The 14,144-nt window shown below is 65.3% G+C and carries 13 protein-coding genes; 8 read left to right on the top strand and 5 right to left on the bottom strand.

All coding sequences use genetic code 11. From position 1 onward, the window contains the following. Positions 1 to 43: 43 nt before the first annotated feature. From rimK to M1L61_RS17735, 6 genes are all read left to right on the top strand, one after another. The gene (gene rimK, locus M1L61_RS17760; RefSeq protein WP_005410807.1) at positions 44 to 922 is read left to right on the top strand and encodes a 30S ribosomal protein S6--L-glutamate ligase; all 879 of its coding nucleotides are present in this window, start codon (positions 44 to 46) and stop codon (positions 920 to 922) included. Positions 923 to 1,168: 246 nt separating this feature from the next. Continuing rightward, on the top strand, positions 1,169 to 1,645 hold the full coding sequence (locus tag M1L61_RS17755; RefSeq protein WP_010481495.1) for a hypothetical protein: 477 nt from the start codon (positions 1,169 to 1,171) through the stop codon (positions 1,643 to 1,645). Positions 1,646 to 1,734: 89 nt separating this feature from the next. Then, a complete protein-coding gene (locus tag M1L61_RS17750; protein WP_010481496.1) occupies positions 1,735 to 2,208 on the top strand; it encodes a hypothetical protein in 474 nt (157 codons plus the stop codon). Positions 2,209 to 2,216: 8 nt separating this feature from the next. Next, positions 2,217 to 2,894 carry a response regulator transcription factor gene (locus M1L61_RS17745; RefSeq protein ID WP_005410804.1) on the top strand — a complete coding sequence of 226 codons (678 nt, stop codon included), beginning with the start codon at positions 2,217 to 2,219 and terminating at the stop codon, positions 2,892 to 2,894. After that, positions 2,857 to 4,224 (top strand): HAMP domain-containing sensor histidine kinase, encoded by a 1,368-nt coding sequence (locus M1L61_RS17740; RefSeq protein ID WP_032952284.1) that lies wholly within the window; start codon positions 2,857 to 2,859, stop codon positions 4,222 to 4,224. The genes M1L61_RS17745 and M1L61_RS17740 overlap by 38 nt, the downstream gene beginning before the upstream one ends. Positions 4,225 to 4,708: 484 nt before the next feature. Continuing rightward, positions 4,709 to 5,095, top strand: coding sequence for a hypothetical protein (locus M1L61_RS17735; protein ID WP_049481722.1), 387 nt, complete (start codon positions 4,709 to 4,711; stop codon positions 5,093 to 5,095). 160 nt (positions 5,096 to 5,255) lie between these two features. Here M1L61_RS17735 and coaE read toward each other — a convergent pair whose 3' ends face one another. The 3 genes from coaE to M1L61_RS17720 are packed head-to-tail and all read right to left on the bottom strand — an operon-like array spanning position 5,256 to position 8,010. Beyond that, positions 5,256 to 5,867 (bottom strand): dephospho-CoA kinase, encoded by a 612-nt coding sequence (gene coaE / locus M1L61_RS17730; RefSeq protein ID WP_043402827.1) that lies wholly within the window; start codon positions 5,865 to 5,867, stop codon positions 5,256 to 5,258. A gap of 11 nt (positions 5,868 to 5,878) precedes the next feature. Then, entirely contained in the window at positions 5,879 to 6,742 is an 864-nt protein-coding gene (locus tag M1L61_RS17725; RefSeq protein WP_010481503.1) for an A24 family peptidase, read from the bottom strand. A gap of 8 nt (positions 6,743 to 6,750) precedes the next feature. Then, positions 6,751 to 8,010: a type II secretion system F family protein gene (locus M1L61_RS17720; RefSeq protein ID WP_248853873.1), complete on the bottom strand. Its 1,260-nt coding sequence runs from the start codon at positions 8,008 to 8,010 to the stop codon at positions 6,751 to 6,753. Between the two features lie 360 nt (positions 8,011 to 8,370). Here M1L61_RS17720 and M1L61_RS17715 point away from each other — a divergent pair, with 360 nt between their 5' ends. Together M1L61_RS17715 and pilB are read left to right on the top strand one after the other, a co-directional pair. Beyond that, positions 8,371 to 8,814: a pilin gene (locus M1L61_RS17715; protein WP_241881160.1), complete on the top strand. Its 444-nt coding sequence runs from the start codon at positions 8,371 to 8,373 to the stop codon at positions 8,812 to 8,814. Positions 8,815 to 9,122: 308 nt separating this feature from the next. Further along, positions 9,123 to 10,850: a type IV-A pilus assembly ATPase PilB gene (gene pilB / locus M1L61_RS17710; RefSeq protein ID WP_248853872.1), complete on the top strand. Its 1,728-nt coding sequence runs from the start codon at positions 9,123 to 9,125 to the stop codon at positions 10,848 to 10,850. Between the two features lie 118 nt (positions 10,851 to 10,968). Here the strand turns inward: pilB and M1L61_RS17705 are convergent, their stop codons facing one another. Together M1L61_RS17705 and M1L61_RS17700 are read right to left on the bottom strand one after the other, a co-directional pair. Beyond that, positions 10,969 to 12,342 (bottom strand): sigma-54 dependent transcriptional regulator, encoded by a 1,374-nt coding sequence (locus M1L61_RS17705; protein ID WP_228354731.1) that lies wholly within the window; start codon positions 12,340 to 12,342, stop codon positions 10,969 to 10,971. Positions 12,343 to 12,402: 60 nt separating this feature from the next. Next, positions 12,403 to 14,016, bottom strand: coding sequence for an ATP-binding protein (locus M1L61_RS17700; protein ID WP_217014085.1), 1,614 nt, complete (start codon positions 14,014 to 14,016; stop codon positions 12,403 to 12,405). Positions 14,017 to 14,144 lie beyond the last annotated feature (128 nt).

Here is a 14,144-nt window from a genome sequence, read left to right as displayed (position 1 = left end):
ACGCCCGCGCTATGCTGCGCGCCTGCCGTCCGATCCTGCCGCGATGAAGCTCGCCATCCTGTCCCGCAACAGCTCCCTGTACTCCACCCGCCGGCTGGTCGAGGCGGCCCGCGCGCGCGGCCACACCGTACGCATCCTCGATCCGCTGCGCTGCTACATGCGCATTGCCGCCGATGGTTTCTCGATGCACTACAAGGGCCGGCCGATGACCGGCGTGGACATGGTGATTCCGCGCATCGGTGCCTCGATCACCCGCTATGGCACCGCCGTGCTGCGCCAGTTCGAGCTGATGGGCGCGCGTACGCCCAACCCCTCCGACGCGATCCTGCGTTCGCGCGACAAGCTGCGTGCGCACCAGCTGCTGGCCGCCAAGGGCATCGACATGCCGGTCACCGTGTTCGGCGACAACCCGGATGACACCGTCGACCTGCTGTCCATGCTCGGCCCGCCGCCACACGTGGTGAAGCTCAACGAAGGTACCCAGGGACGGGGGGTGATCCTCACCGAGAAGGCCAGTGCGTCGCGTGGCATCGTCGAGGCCCTGCGGGGCCTGTACGCCAACTTCCTGATGCAGGAGTTCATCGGCGAAGCCAAGGGCGCCGACCTGCGCTGCTTCGTGGTCGGTGACCAGGTGGTGGCGTCGATGCAGCGCCAGGCGCCGGAAGGGGACTTCCGCTCCAACCTGCATGCCGGCGGCACCGCGGTGGCGGCCAAGGCCAGCCGCGCCGAACAGCAGGTGGCGGTGCGCTCGGCCAAGGCGCTGGGCCTGTCGGTCTGTGGCGTGGACCTGATCCGCTCCGCGCGCGGCCCGCTGGTGCTGGAGGTCAACTCCACGCCAGGGCTGGAGGGCATCGAAGCCGCCTGCGGGGTAGATGTGGCCACGCGCATCATCGAGCACGTCGAGAAGCTTAAAAAGCCATGATCAATCAATGGCTTGAAATTCTCATGGGCAAATGAGGCCGGCTTTAACATGCCTTTAATCGGCGCCGGCGTAGCCTTCAGCGAACCGCAGCTCTGCCTCTCAGCAGGATCGGTATCGGGATACGACTTCAGACCCAGGCGGGGCACCGCCTGGGTCTTTTTTATGCCCGCCGCAGGTCCCTTGTGGAGGCAACGTGACGGCCGTAGAGTGGCGCCCATCGTTCCTGGATGGATCCGGAGGCTGGCGATGTACCGCATCACGATGATCGCGTTGTTGCTGGGGCTGTCTGGTGCTGTCTCCGCCAAGCCGGAGAAGACCGCCATTCAGATGGACGGGCAGGCACCGGTGGCCGAGCAGGTCCGGCGGGTTGAAAAGGCCCTCGATGACGGCGAATACAGCGAGATTTCCGCTGACGACCGTGCCCAGGTGCAGCAGGCACTGGCGCGCATCACCCAGCGCATGGGTGATCACCGCACGCTTCAGGAGCTCCCGCCGCAGGTCCAGGCGGAGGTCTTCAACGACCAGGAGCGGATCAACACGGTTCTTGTCCGCGCCCATGAAGACAGCCGCCAGATCTGCCAGCACACCCGCACCACCGGCAGCAACATGCCTAAAAGCCGCTGCCTGACCGTGGCTGAGCGCCGCCGGATCGAGGAGAAGGGCAAGGCCCTGCTCAACGACCAGCGCACCTTCAACAACTTCAACCCCGCCACCAACCACTAGGCCGTCCGATGCCCCTGCGCATGGCACTTGCTGGCGTGAAGGTGGTGCGAATACAGTCAGCACTCAACTCAAACAAGGATTCGTTTGTCATGAAGTCCCTCCTGATGTCGGCGGTCCTGATCTCGGGCCTGACCCTGGCCACCGCCGCCTCTGCATCGAACCAGGCCGGCGAGGTCTTTATCCCCGGCAAGCCGCTGCAACAGCAGATCGAGCGCATCGAAATCGAACTCAACGATGGCGAGACCTACAGCGAACTGAAGCAGACCGACCGCAGCCGCGTGCGCGAGGCGCTGGTGCGCATGCGTACGGCCGTCGAGCAGCACCCTGACCGCGATTCCATGCCTGAACAGGTACGAACCGATGTCTTCAACGACCAGCAGATCGTGAACACGGTTTTGACACAGGCACGTGAAGATAGTCGTCTAATATGCCAACGTGAAAAGGCCACGGGTTCGAACCGGGCCACGACGCAGTGCACTACCGTTGCCGAGCGCGCCCGGCGGAAGGACAAGGCACAGCGTGATATGGGCCAGGCCCAGCGCGTCGGCAAATTCGTCAATTAGAGGTGACAGTGAGAATCCTGGTAATCGAAGACAACAGCGACATTGCGGCCAACCTGGGCGACTACCTGGAGGACCGGGGCCACACCGTGGACTTCGCGGCTGACGGGGTTACCGGTCTGCACCTGGCCGTGGTGCACGAGTTCGACGCGATCGTGCTGGATCTCAATCTGCCAGGCATGGACGGCATCGAGGTCTGCCGCAAGTTGCGCAATGAAGCGCGCAAGCAGACCCCGGTACTGATGCTCACCGCCCGCGACTCGCTGGACAACAAGCTGGCGGGCTTCGATTCCGGCGCGGACGACTACCTGATCAAGCCGTTCGCGCTGCAGGAAGTGGAAGTGCGTCTGAACGCCCTGTCGCGTCGCGGCAAGGGCGTGCAGACCCGCGTGCTGGAAACCGGCGATCTGGAATACAACCTGGATACGCTGGAAGTGCGCCGCCAGGGCAAGCTGCTGCAGCTCAACCCGACCGCACTGAAGATCCTGCAGGCGCTGATGGAAGCGGCCCCGGCCGTGGTGACCCGCCAGGAACTGGAAACCCGTGTGTGGGGCGAAGAACTGCCCGATTCCGATTCCCTGCGCGTGCACATCCATGGCCTGCGTGCGGTGGTCGACAAGCCGTTTGAAGTGCCGCTGATCCAGACCCGCCATGGCATCGGATACCGCATCGCCACCCCGGAAGCCTGATTCGGTGGCAACCAAGGGGGAGCGCCGGCGCACGCCTTATCGGCGGCGCCTGCGCAGCCGCATCATCGTTTCGTTCGTGTTGTTGGGCTTCTGCCTGACAACACTGTTCGCGTTCGCCACCAACTGGGCCCGCCTGCGCGTGGAAAACCAGCTGGTGGAAGAGCTGATGAATCGCAACATCGACGAGTATGCGCGCCGCTATTACGAGCACCCCGGGCATAACCCGGACGCACCGGTGCTGCAGATCAGGGCCTATGCCTATTCGAAGGACAAGTTCGACCGGGTGCGCGAAGAACGCGCGCAGTGGGCGGGCTTCTCCGATGGCATCCACAGCGTCAGTGGCGATGAGCACGGCGAGCCGTACTCCTACAAGCTGGCCGTGCGCAAGACGCCCGACGCCTGGTTCTTCCTTGCCTATGACATGACCGACAGCGTGCGCGGCGGCAAGCAGCTCAACCGCGCGCTGGTGCTGTCGGTGCTGGTGTTCAGCGTGCTGTCGCTGGTGCTGGGCTGGTGGTCGGCGTCGAAGGTGATGAAGCCGGTGTCGGATCTGGCCGCGCGGCTGCGCGCCTACCGCGGCGGCACCAGCGATCCCGAACCCTTGGCGCCACGCTTCCCCGACGACGAAGTGGGGCAGCTGGCCCAGGCGCTGGACGACTATTCCTCGCGGCTGACCGAAGTGGTGCAGCGCGACCGTGAATTCAATGCAGACGTCAGCCATGAGCTGCGCACGCCGTTGGCGGTGATCCGTGGCGCCACCGAGCTGCTGCTGACCCGGCCCGGCCTGGACGAGAAGGTGCTGCAGCGCCTGCAGCGCATCCAGCGTGCCGAACAGCAGTGCAGCGACCTGATCGGCGCGCTGCTGCTGCTGTCGCGCAACGAGCGCGGACAGGGCACCAGCAACGTCGCCCGCGTGGCCGAGCAACTGCTGGATGCGCATCGTGCGCAGCTGGGTGGCAAGCCGCTGGAACTGCTGCTGGAAGGTGAGCGCAACCTGGTGATCGATGCGCCCGAGGCGGCGCTGTCGGTGGCACTGGGCAACCTGATCGGCAATGCCGTGAAGTACTCGCAGGACGGCGAGGTACGCGTGTTCGTCGGCACCAATTCGGTGTCGGTAACCGACAGCGGCCCGGGCCTGAGCGAGGAAGACGCAGCCAAGCTGTTCCAGCGTGGCTACCGTGGCACCCACGCCGGCCATTCGCAGGGCGGCGGCATCGGCCTGTCGATCGTCAGCCGCCTGTGCGACCTGTACGGCTGGCAGGTGAGCGTGCGCCCCGGTGGCCAGCGTGGCGTGATCGCCACCCTGACGTTCTCGCCGAAGCCGCTGTAAGGGCCCGTGCTTTGGTGGGTGCCGACCTTGGTCGGCACGAACCCTGCCGACCTTGCATCGCGCTCTGTGTCGCTTGTGCCACCAAATCATCCTCGCGCGATGATCGGGCCTCAGGCCCAACGCGACACCACCGTGATCGCTGCCGCGCCCTGCGCGTGTTCCAGCGCACGCATTGGCAAGCCCGCGCCGCACTTGGGAATTTCCTTACAGTTCGCCGCGTGTGGCGATGGCCTGATGACCTGGCCGGGGCAGGTGCCTTGGCCGGGATTGGCGTCCTGAAAAAAACCAACATTCAGCAAACTTCCGGCTGGCGTCGGCCTGTCGTGGAAAATGCACCGCGTGCCTTGTTTCGGCGGGCGGTGCGTGGGGATTCGTCAGAATCCGCTGGAGTCTTTTTGCTGATTGTTGGGTCTCCGGTACGCCAACCCGCACCGTCCGCCACCTTGCATCTGCAGGTGGCCTGCCGACTGCGAGGAGCTCCACCATGTCCACCCGCCCGCTGTTCCCCCAGCTGCACGCCCTGATCGGCGATGCGGCGAACCTGCTGCCTGCCGACGTCGCCGAGCGTGTCGAAGTTCTGCTGGATGACCCCAAGGACCTGCTGCCCGCGCTGCTGGCGCGCATGGATGGCCGCGACGCCGCCGACGGCCAGCCGCTGGACGTGCAGGGGGCCAGCCCGGCGCAGGCAGCCATGATGGCCGGCCTCAGCCGCACGCTTGCCGGTCTGCATACCCTGATCCAGCTGCTGCACGCCGCCGAACTCGCGCGGGAGCAGGGCGGTGCCCGCCAGCAACTCAATCCCGATGTGGTCGACGGCCTGCTGCTCGGCGCCCGCGAACTCGCCCGCTACGCCCGCCTGCAGCTGGAGTAGATCCACGCCACGCGTGGATGCAGAGCGTTTTGTAGAGCCGAGCCGATGCTCGGCTTGATGGTCGCGGCCGAGCATCGGCTCGGCTCTACAGCAGATCCCCAGATCCACGCCATGCGTGGATGCACTTCGGTAGTGCCGGCCGCTGGCCGGCAACCCGGCCTCAACCCCCGGCCAACCCCAGATACCGCGCATGCAGCTGTTCCACCTGCACCTGCAGGTCCTCCGGCTGTCCATCATTGACCACCACATCATCGGCCAGCGCCAACCGCTGCGCGCGGCTGGCCTGTGCAGCAATCATCCGGTCGGCCAGCGCGGCATCAATGCCATCCCGCTGCATCAGCCGGGCGTGTTGCACGGCTTCGGGCGCATCCACCAGCAACACCCGGTCCAGCCATGGGTAGGCCTTCCGCCCGCCCACCTCGGTCAGCAGCGGAATGGCCGCAATCGCATAGGCGCTGGTGGCCTGCTCGCACTGCTGCTGCATCAGCAGGCGGATAGCCGGGTGGGTGATCGCTTCCAGCGCCGTCCGCTCGGCCGGGTCGGCGAACACGTGAGCGCGCAGGCGGCCCCGGTCAAGGCTGCCGTCGGCCAGCAGCATGTCGGCGCCGAAGCGCTCGGCAATGCGGGCCAGCGCCGGGCTGCCGGCGGCCACTACGGCACGGGCAGCCAGATCGGCGTCGGCCACCACGATGCCCAGCGCCTCGAAGCGCCGGGTCACTTCGCTCTTGCCGGAGGCGATGCCTCCGGTCAGGCCAACTACATAGCGGCTCATGGGGACTCCCCTCAGCGCAGCCCGCTCATCACCAGGTACTGCTCCACCAGTGGCGCACCCCACATGAAGTACAGCCAGCCGGCAACGGCCAGGTAGGGGCCGAACGGGATGGGCGTGGCGCGGTCACGACCGCGGCTGTACAGCCAGATCGAGCCGATGATGGCGCCCAGCACCGACGACAACAGGATGATCGGCAGGATGCCCTTCAGCCCGCACCAAGCGCCCAGCGCCGCCAGCAGCTTGAAGTCGCCGTGGCCCATGCCTTCCTTGCCGGTCAGCTGCTTGAACAGCCACCAGACCGTCCACAGCGACAGGTAACCCACCGCCGCACCCACCAGGGCGGGCTTGGCCGGCATGTACAGGTTGTCGATGCTGCCTATCAGCCCCAGCCACATCAGCGGCAGGGTGAGCTGGTCGGGCAGCAGCTGCGTGCGCAGGTCAATGCCGGACAGGGCGATCAGGAAGCAGGTCAGCACGATGGCGCCAAAGCCCTGCCAGCCGAAACCGAACTGCCAGACGCAGGCCAGCACCAGTACCGAGGTCAGCGCCTCCACCAGCGGGTACTGCAGCGAGATCGGCGCCTTGCAGTGGCGGCACTTGCCCCCCTGGATGATCCAGCTGAACAGCGGGATGTTCTCGTACCAGCTCAGCTTGTGCTTGCAGTGCGGGCAGTGCGACGGCTCCACCACGATCCCCGGAGGCGGGGGCTCATAGAAGTCCGGTTCCTCCAGGACTTCGCGCGCATCGCGCTTCCACTGCCACTCCAGCCGCTTGGGCAGCCGCAGGATGACCACGTTCAGGAAACTGCCCAGCAGCAGTCCCAGGGCGGCCGCGGCGGGGTAGCCGAGGCCGGGGTGCTGGTCGAGAAATGCCATTGATACCTTTAGCCGACGACGGCGCCGAGTTTGAAGATGGGCAGGTACATCGCGATGACCAAGCCACCGACAATGGTACCAATGAACACCATGATCATCGGTTCCAGCAGGCTGCTCAAGGCATCCACGGCATTGTTCACTTCCTGCTCGTAGTATTCAGCCACCTTGAACAGCATGGCGTCCAGGGCGCCTGCCTCTTCGCCGATGCCGGTCATCTGGATGACCATGTGCGGGAACAGGTTCAGCTGCTTCATGGCCATGTTGACCGGGTAGCCCACCGAGACGTCGTCGCGCATCCGCAGTACCGCCTCGCCATAGACCTTGTTGCCGGTGGCGCCAGCCACGATGCCCAGCGCCTCCACCAGCGGCACGCCGGCCTTGAAGGTCACCGCCGTGGTCCGTGCAAATCGGGCAATGGCGCTGTTATGCATGATCTGGCCGATCACCGGCACCTTCAGCACCAGCCGGTCGACCGTATGCTGCATCTTCTCCGAGCGTCGGTAGGTCATGGCGATGGCCACCACCGATCCGATCATGACGATGGCCATCAGCCACCACCAGGACACCATGAACTTTGACAGGTTGACCACCATCTGGGTGAAGGCCGGTAGGTCTGCACCGAAGCTCTTGAAGACCTCCTCGAACTGCGGCACCACCCAGACCAGCAAGACGGTGCTGACCAGGAAGGCCACCACCAGCACCATGGCCGGGTAGAACAGGGCCTTCTTGATCTTGCCCTTCAGCGCCTCGATGTTCTCTTTATAGGTGGCGATGGTATCCAGCACCGTTTCCAGCACGCCGGCACTTTCACCAGCCCGTACCAGGTTGCGGTAGAGCTCGTCGAACTGGACAGGGTAGCGGCTGATCGCTTCGTGCAGCGATGAGCCGCCTTCGATGTCGGCGCGAACTCCGTCCACCATCTTCTTCATGCGTGGGTTTTTGTGCCCGCTGCCGATGATCTCCAGTGCCGAGACTATCGGCACGCCGGACTTCATCATCGTCGCCATCTGCCGGCTGAAGAAGGCGATGTCCTTGGCACTCACCGGCTTGCCGGCTGTGCCGAACAGCGGCTTCGGCTTCGGCTTAACCTGGCCGGGGTTGATTCCCTGCTTGCGTAGTTCGGCGCGCAGCATATTGGCGTTCTTGGCCAACTGCTCGCCCTTCATCTTGATACCCCGCTTGTCGGTCCCCTCCCAGACAAACGGCTGCAGCTCCATGGTGCTACGCGCCACGGGCTCTTTCTTGATCGCACTGCGACTGACAGACATGTTGGCTCCCCAAGGCCCGCCATCCCCAGGCGGGCATCCTGACCGGCGATGGTAGCCGGTTCAGGGCCGTCCGGGGAGCCTGCTGGCGTGACGCCGCGCAGGGTTTTCGACCTGACGAGACGAAAGGTGACGTACCGCGTCACATTGCCGCGTCCATCGCAGATTCGCTTCTGGGGGGTTCCCATCCGCGAAATTGCTGCCATCATTGGCGCGGGGAAATCGGGGAGACGCTGCCATGGGAGATTGGCACGTAACCTGCGTTGATCCACCCGCGGGGACGGGCAGCCTGCTCATCCGGTCATCTGACCGGCCGGCCACCACCCCGACATCAACCACCACTTATCTTGGGGATGTATCACCATGAAGAACCAGAAGGGCTTCACCCTGATCGAACTGATGATCGTTGTTGCGATCATCGCCATCCTGGCTGCCATTGCGCTGCCGGCATACTCGAACTACACCAAGAAGGCCAAGGTCTCGGAAGTGATCCTTGCGGCTTCTTCGCTGCGTACCGACGTGTCGGAGTACGTGGCCACCAATAATGCTCTGCCTCCGAAAGAATGGCAGCCGGATTTCCAGAAGACTCAGTACGTCAGTGCTCTGGCTTGGGATAACGCTACCGGCACTATCACTGCTACCGCGCAGAATATTTCTGACGATGTCGATACCAAAACCATTACTTTGAAGGCTGATGCGTCCCAGGTGTCCAAGGGCGTTGTTCCGAGCTGGACCTGCTCGGGCAGCATCGACACCAAGTATCGCCCGGGTAGCTGCCAGAACAAGACCGTTTCCGCCGGCGAGTAAGCCGGTAATCGGCAGAGCAATTGCGGGATGAAAAGCGGAGAGCAAATGCTCTCCGCTTTTTTTTTATGGGAGAGAACGCCGCAACGTGATTTTTGGTCTGTTGCCGGAAACTGCTGCTGGATTGCCCTGACGCCGCTATCATTCCGATGGGCATCAGAATCGCTTCATCGCCGGGAACGGGAGGTCCGGGCGACACAGTAATGCTGAAGGATCGGCGTCATGGTAGGCCCCCCGTCTAGATTGATCTGGCCGCCTCATCGTGGCCTCGACCGACAAGGCAACGGCGACCCTCAGAGTAGAGGATTCATATGAATGCGGTAACCACCCCCAATCTCGTCGGCATCACCGGACTGGCCCGCCGCCTGGTCCAGGACGGTGCCCTGGATGAGGCCTCTGCCCGCGACGCCATGGCCAAGGCCGCCGCCGCTCGCCAGCCGCTGCCAACCTGGTTCGCGCAGAACAAGCTGGTCAGCGCCTCGCAGCTCGCCGCCGCCAACGCGGTCGAGTTCGGCATGCCCCTGTTCGACGTTTCCACGTTCGACGCCAGCCAGAACGCGATGAGCCTGGTCAGCGAGGAACTGCTGCGCAAGCACAACGTGCTGCCGCTGTTCAAACGCGGCGGCAAGCTGTTCGTGGGCACCAGCAATCCGACCCATGCGCTGGACGAGATCAAGTTCCACACCAATCTGGTGGTAGAACCGATCCTGGTCGACGAAGACCAGATCCGCCGGACGCTGGAGCAGTGGCACGCCAGCCACGACACCATCGGCGACGCGCTCGGTGGCGATGACGAGGGCATGGCCAACCTCGATGTCGGGTTGGGTGACGAGGACAATGCCGGCGGCGACTCCGGCATCGACGCCAAGGGTGACGACACCCCGGTGGTGAAGTTCGTCAACAAGGTGCTGGTCGACGCGATCCGCAAGGGCGCATCGGACATCCACTTCGAACCCTACGAAGACGATTACCGCGTGCGCCTGCGCATCGACGGCCTGCTGAAGATGGTGGCGCGCGCGCCGGTGAAGTTGAACCAGCGCATTGCCGCGCGCCTGAAGGTGATGGCGCAGCTGGACATCGCCGAGAAGCGCGTGCCGCAGGACGGTCGCATCAAGCTCAACCTGTCCAAGACCAAGCAGATCGACTTCCGCGTCAGCACGCTGCCGACCCTGTTCGGCGAGAAGGTGGTGCTGCGTATCCTCGATGGCAGCGCGGCCAAGCTGGGTATCGACAAGCTGGGCTACGAGCCGGACCAGCAGAAGCTGTTCCTGGAGGCCATCCACAAGCCGTACGGCATGGTGCTGGTGACCGGCCCCACCGGTTCGGGCAAGACGGTGTCGCTGTACACGGCGCTGGGCATCCTCAACGATGAGACGCGCAACATCTCCACCGCCGAAGACCCGGTGGAAATCCGCTTGCCCGGTGTCAACCAGGTGCAGCAGAACAACAAGCGCGGCATGACCTTCGCCGCGGCGCTGCGCTCGTTCCTGCGACAGGATCCGGACATCATCATGGTCGGCGAAATCCGCGACCTGGAGACGGCCGAGATTGCGATCAAGGCGGCGCAGACCGGCCACATGGTGCTGTCCACGCTGCATACCAACGATGCGCCGCAGACCATCGCGCGCCTGATGAACATGGGTATCGCCCCGTACAACATCACCAGCTCGGTGACGCTGGTGATCGCGCAGCGCCTGGCACGCCGGTTGTGCGGCAACTGCAAGCGTCCGGCCAACCTGCCGGAGCATGCGCTGCTGGCCGAGGGCTTCACCCAGGCGCAGCTGGATGCGGGCATCCAGCTGTACGAGGCGGTGGGCTGCGATGAGTGCACCGAGGGCTACAAGGGCCGAACCGGTATCTACCAGGTGATGCCGATGACCGATGAGATCGCCACCATCGTGCTGGCCGGTGGCAATGCGCTGCAGATTGCCGAGGCGGCGCAGCAGATCGGAGTGAATGACCTGCGGCAGTCGGCGTTGAAGAAGGCGGCTGCGGGCGTGACCAGCCTGGCCGAGATCAATCGCGTGACCAAGGATTGAGGTAGAGCCGAGCCTATGCTCGGCTGATGGCCCGAAGAGCAGTAGATCCACGCCATGCGCGGATGGCGCGGCGGCGCAGCGCCAACCAAGGTTGGCGCCTGCCAGGGCCGTTCGGCCCTTACTCCATCCCCAGCTTCTTCAGCTTGTAGCGCAGCGCGCGGAAGGTGATGCCCAGCTGCGCGGCGGTCCGGGTCTTGTTCCAGCGGTTCTCTTCCAGCGCGCGCTGGATGGCGCTGCGTTCCAGCTGCTCGATGTACGAGGGCAGGGCGGCACTGCCGGGCTGCAGGTCCACCACGGCTTCCGCGTGCGCTGCGCTGCCGGGCGTGCGCGGGGCATGCTGCGGCAGGCGCAGGTCGTCGGCACCGATGCGGTCTTCTTCGGCCAGTGCCAGCGCGCGTTCCAGAATGTTCTCCAGCTCGCGCACATTGCCCGGGAACGCATAGTGGTCCAGCGCCTCCAGCGCCGACGGCGCCAGTAGCGGGGTGGCACGGCCGTGGCTGCGGGCCAGCCGCGCCAGCACGGCGGCCGCCAGCTCCGGCAGGTCCTGGCGGCGCTCGCGCAGCGGCGGCACCTTCAGTTCGATCACGTTGATGCGGTAGTACAGGTCGTGGCGGAAGCGCCCATCTTCGACCAGCTCGGCCAGGTCCTTGTGGGTGGCAGAGAGGATGCGTACGTCCACCGGCTCTTCGTTGGCCGCACCGACCGCGCGCACCGACTTCTCCTGGATCGCGCGCAGCAGCTTCACCTGCATCTGCAGCGGCAGCTCGGCCACTTCGTCCAGGAACAGGGTGCCGCCGTGCGCCGCCTGGAACAGGCCGGGCTTGTCGGCATGGGCGCCGCTGAAGCTGCCTTTGCGGTGGCCGAAGAATTCGCTCTCCATCAGCTCGCCGGGAATGGCGCCGCAGTTGACCGGAACGAACGGGCCGGCCGCACGCGCGCCCTGGGCGTGGATGGTGCGGGCGACCAGTTCCTTGCCAACCCCGGATTCACCGAGGATGTAGACCGGCGCCTGGCTGCGCGCGACCTTGCCGATGGTGGTGCGCAACACGTCCATGGCCGGCGAAGCGCCCAGCAGGCGTGCAGCCTGTTCGGTGGCGGGGCCGGGCGCAGGGCGTTCGGTGTTGTTGAGTTCCAGCGCGTGCTTGACCAGGCCACGCAGCACCGAGATGTCCACCGGCTTGCTGACGAAGTCGAAGGCGCCGGCTTTCAGCGCTTCCACGGCCAGGTCCATGCTGCCGAAGGCGGTGATCATCGCCACCGGCGTGCGCGGGTAGTGCTGGGCGATTTCGCTGACCAGCTCAATGCCGTTGCCATCCGGAAGGCGCATGTCGGTGATGCACAGGTCGTACGGATTGCTGGCCAGCAGCTCGCGTGCTTCGGCCAGGTTGGCGGCGGTACTGATGCGCAGCCCCATGCGGCCGAGGGTCAGTACCAGCAGTTCGCGGATGTCGCGTTCATCGTCGACGACGAGGGCGCTGCGGGTTTCGTTCATGGGCGTGAAAGATAAACGAGGGGGCTGGAAGCGACAAATGTTTGACGCACAGATCTGGGATCAGGTGGGCAACAGCGTGTGCGGGCCGGGCAGCACCAGGCGGAAGCAGGAGCCGCCTGCCGGCACCGGGATGTAGTCGAGCCGTGCCTGGTTGGCGCGGCACAACTCGCGGGCGATATACAGGCCCAGGCCGGTGCCGTGCTCGGAGGTGGTGAAGAACGGACGGAACAGCTGTGCGGCCACACTCTCGGGAATGCCGGGGCCACGGTCCATCACGTCGATCACCGCGCTGCGTTCGTGTTGTGCCACGCGCAGGCGCACCCGCGCCGGTTGCTGGCCGATGCGGCCGTACTTCAATGCGTTGTGCACCAGCACGGTGAGCACCTGGTACAGGTGCTTGGTATCGACCTGCGCCATCACCGCCGTGTCGCTGATGATCGGTTCGATGCTGTCGGTCTCCAGCGTCTGGCCCTGCTTGTACTCCAGCACGAAGCGGCGCACGAAGGCGACCAGGTCCACGTTCTCGGGCGTGGCGCGTTCGCGCCGTGCCAGCCCCAGCACGCTCTCGACGATGCCGTTGGTGCGCTGGCATTGCTGGCGGATGATCTGCAGCAGGCGGCGATCGCTTTCGTTGAAGCCGGTGCCTTCTTCCAGCAGCTGCACGGCGTAGTTGATTGCCGCCAGCGGGTTGCGGATTTCATGGGCAAGGCTGGCCGAGAAGCGGCCCATTGCCGACAGAGTGAGCGATTCGGCGCGCCGGGACACCACGCTGGAATCGTCCAGGAACACCAGGGCCAGCTCGCTGCCGGCCAGCAGGCGGGCGAAGCGTGGTTGCACTTCGGGCTGGTCGGGGTTGAGTTGCAGCGGCAGTTCGTCCTGCGCCCAGCCGTTGCGCCAGCGCTGCAGGCGGCGCGCCAGTTCCGGCGCGGCACTGGCCAGATCCAGGCGTCCTGTCTCACCGATGCCGTCGTTGTCGCCGAGCAGCATCGAGGCCGCTTCATTGGCCAGGGTGATGCGGTTGTCGGCGTCCACCACCAGCACGCCGGTGCGCATGCGGCGGATGATCAGTTCGTTGATCTGGAACAGGTTGGCCACTTCGTCGCCGCGCTGGTTGGCCAGCTGCTGGTTGCGGCGCGCGCGGTTGCCTACCTGGTAGCTGATGAAGGCCAACGCCAGGTAGCTGGTGGCGAACATGGCCAGCTCGGCCAGCGTGCGGGTGGGGTCGCCGCCTTCGAGCACCTTCCAGAGGTATTCGGTACCGGTGGCCAGGCTGGCGACGATTGCCAGGCCCAGGCCCCAGCTCAATGGCAGCAGGGTGGCGGCAGCGGCGATGTTGAACAGCAGCGACATCGAGATACCGGCGCTGGCACCGGGCAGGGCATGTGCCAGCAGGGTGGCGGCGATGATGTCCACCAGCACGCTGCTGACCACGATCGGGCGCAGCCAGCGTTCGTTGCGGCCGATCGCCAGGGCCAGCAGCGACAGCAGCAGATAGATGACCGCGACGGTATCGGCCAGGCGCGGGTGATGGGCCTCGCCGACCATGCCGGACAGGGGGCTGTAGAGCAGGCCGGCGATGACCGCGGCGATCAGCACCCGGTACAGCGCGAAGAAGTACAGCTCACGCCGCGGAATCGATTCGATGCGGTCGATCAATGAAGCACTGGGTGACACGCCGGAACTCCCCTTCTGGCTGCCTGGGTCTGGAATCTGCGGCGGCCCTGCCTGGCATCCCCTGAAGCCGGGCGGGTACGTCGCTTCTCTGTGGCCTGCGGTGGAAGCAGCCGGGCAGGCCCGGCACT

This window comes from Stenotrophomonas sp. NY11291 (genome assembly GCF_023277365.1).
Lineage (GTDB): Bacteria > Pseudomonadota > Gammaproteobacteria > Xanthomonadales > Xanthomonadaceae > Stenotrophomonas > Stenotrophomonas geniculata.
The sequence above is the reverse complement of the archived record's forward strand: the minus strand, read 5'-3'. Positions and strand labels throughout refer to the sequence as shown.

What these genes read in the sequence shown, in the direction of transcription:
- coaE (WP_043402827.1), bottom strand. Translation starts at nt 5,867, where the DNA reads ATGAGCCGCTATGTAGTTGGCCTGACCGGAGGCATCGCCTCCGGCAAG.
- pilB (WP_248853872.1), top strand. Translation starts at nt 9,123, where the DNA reads ATGAATGCGGTAACCACCCCCAATCTCGTCGGCATCACCGGACTGGCC.
- M1L61_RS17725 (WP_010481503.1), bottom strand. Translation starts at nt 6,742, where the DNA reads ATGGCATTTCTCGACCAGCACCCCGGCCTCGGCTACCCCGCCGCGGCC.
- M1L61_RS17740 (WP_032952284.1), top strand. Translation starts at nt 2,857, where the DNA reads ATGGCATCGGATACCGCATCGCCACCCCGGAAGCCTGATTCGGTGGCA.
- M1L61_RS17755 (WP_010481495.1), top strand. Translation starts at nt 1,169, where the DNA reads ATGTACCGCATCACGATGATCGCGTTGTTGCTGGGGCTGTCTGGTGCT.
- M1L61_RS17735 (WP_049481722.1), top strand. Translation starts at nt 4,709, where the DNA reads ATGTCCACCCGCCCGCTGTTCCCCCAGCTGCACGCCCTGATCGGCGAT.
- rimK (WP_005410807.1), top strand. Translation starts at nt 44, where the DNA reads ATGAAGCTCGCCATCCTGTCCCGCAACAGCTCCCTGTACTCCACCCGC.
- M1L61_RS17705 (WP_228354731.1), bottom strand. Translation starts at nt 12,342, where the DNA reads ATGAACGAAACCCGCAGCGCCCTCGTCGTCGACGATGAACGCGACATC.
- M1L61_RS17750 (WP_010481496.1), top strand. Translation starts at nt 1,735, where the DNA reads ATGAAGTCCCTCCTGATGTCGGCGGTCCTGATCTCGGGCCTGACCCTG.
- M1L61_RS17715 (WP_241881160.1), top strand. Translation starts at nt 8,371, where the DNA reads ATGAAGAACCAGAAGGGCTTCACCCTGATCGAACTGATGATCGTTGTT.
- M1L61_RS17720 (WP_248853873.1), bottom strand. Translation starts at nt 8,010, where the DNA reads ATGTCTGTCAGTCGCAGTGCGATCAAGAAAGAGCCCGTGGCGCGTAGC.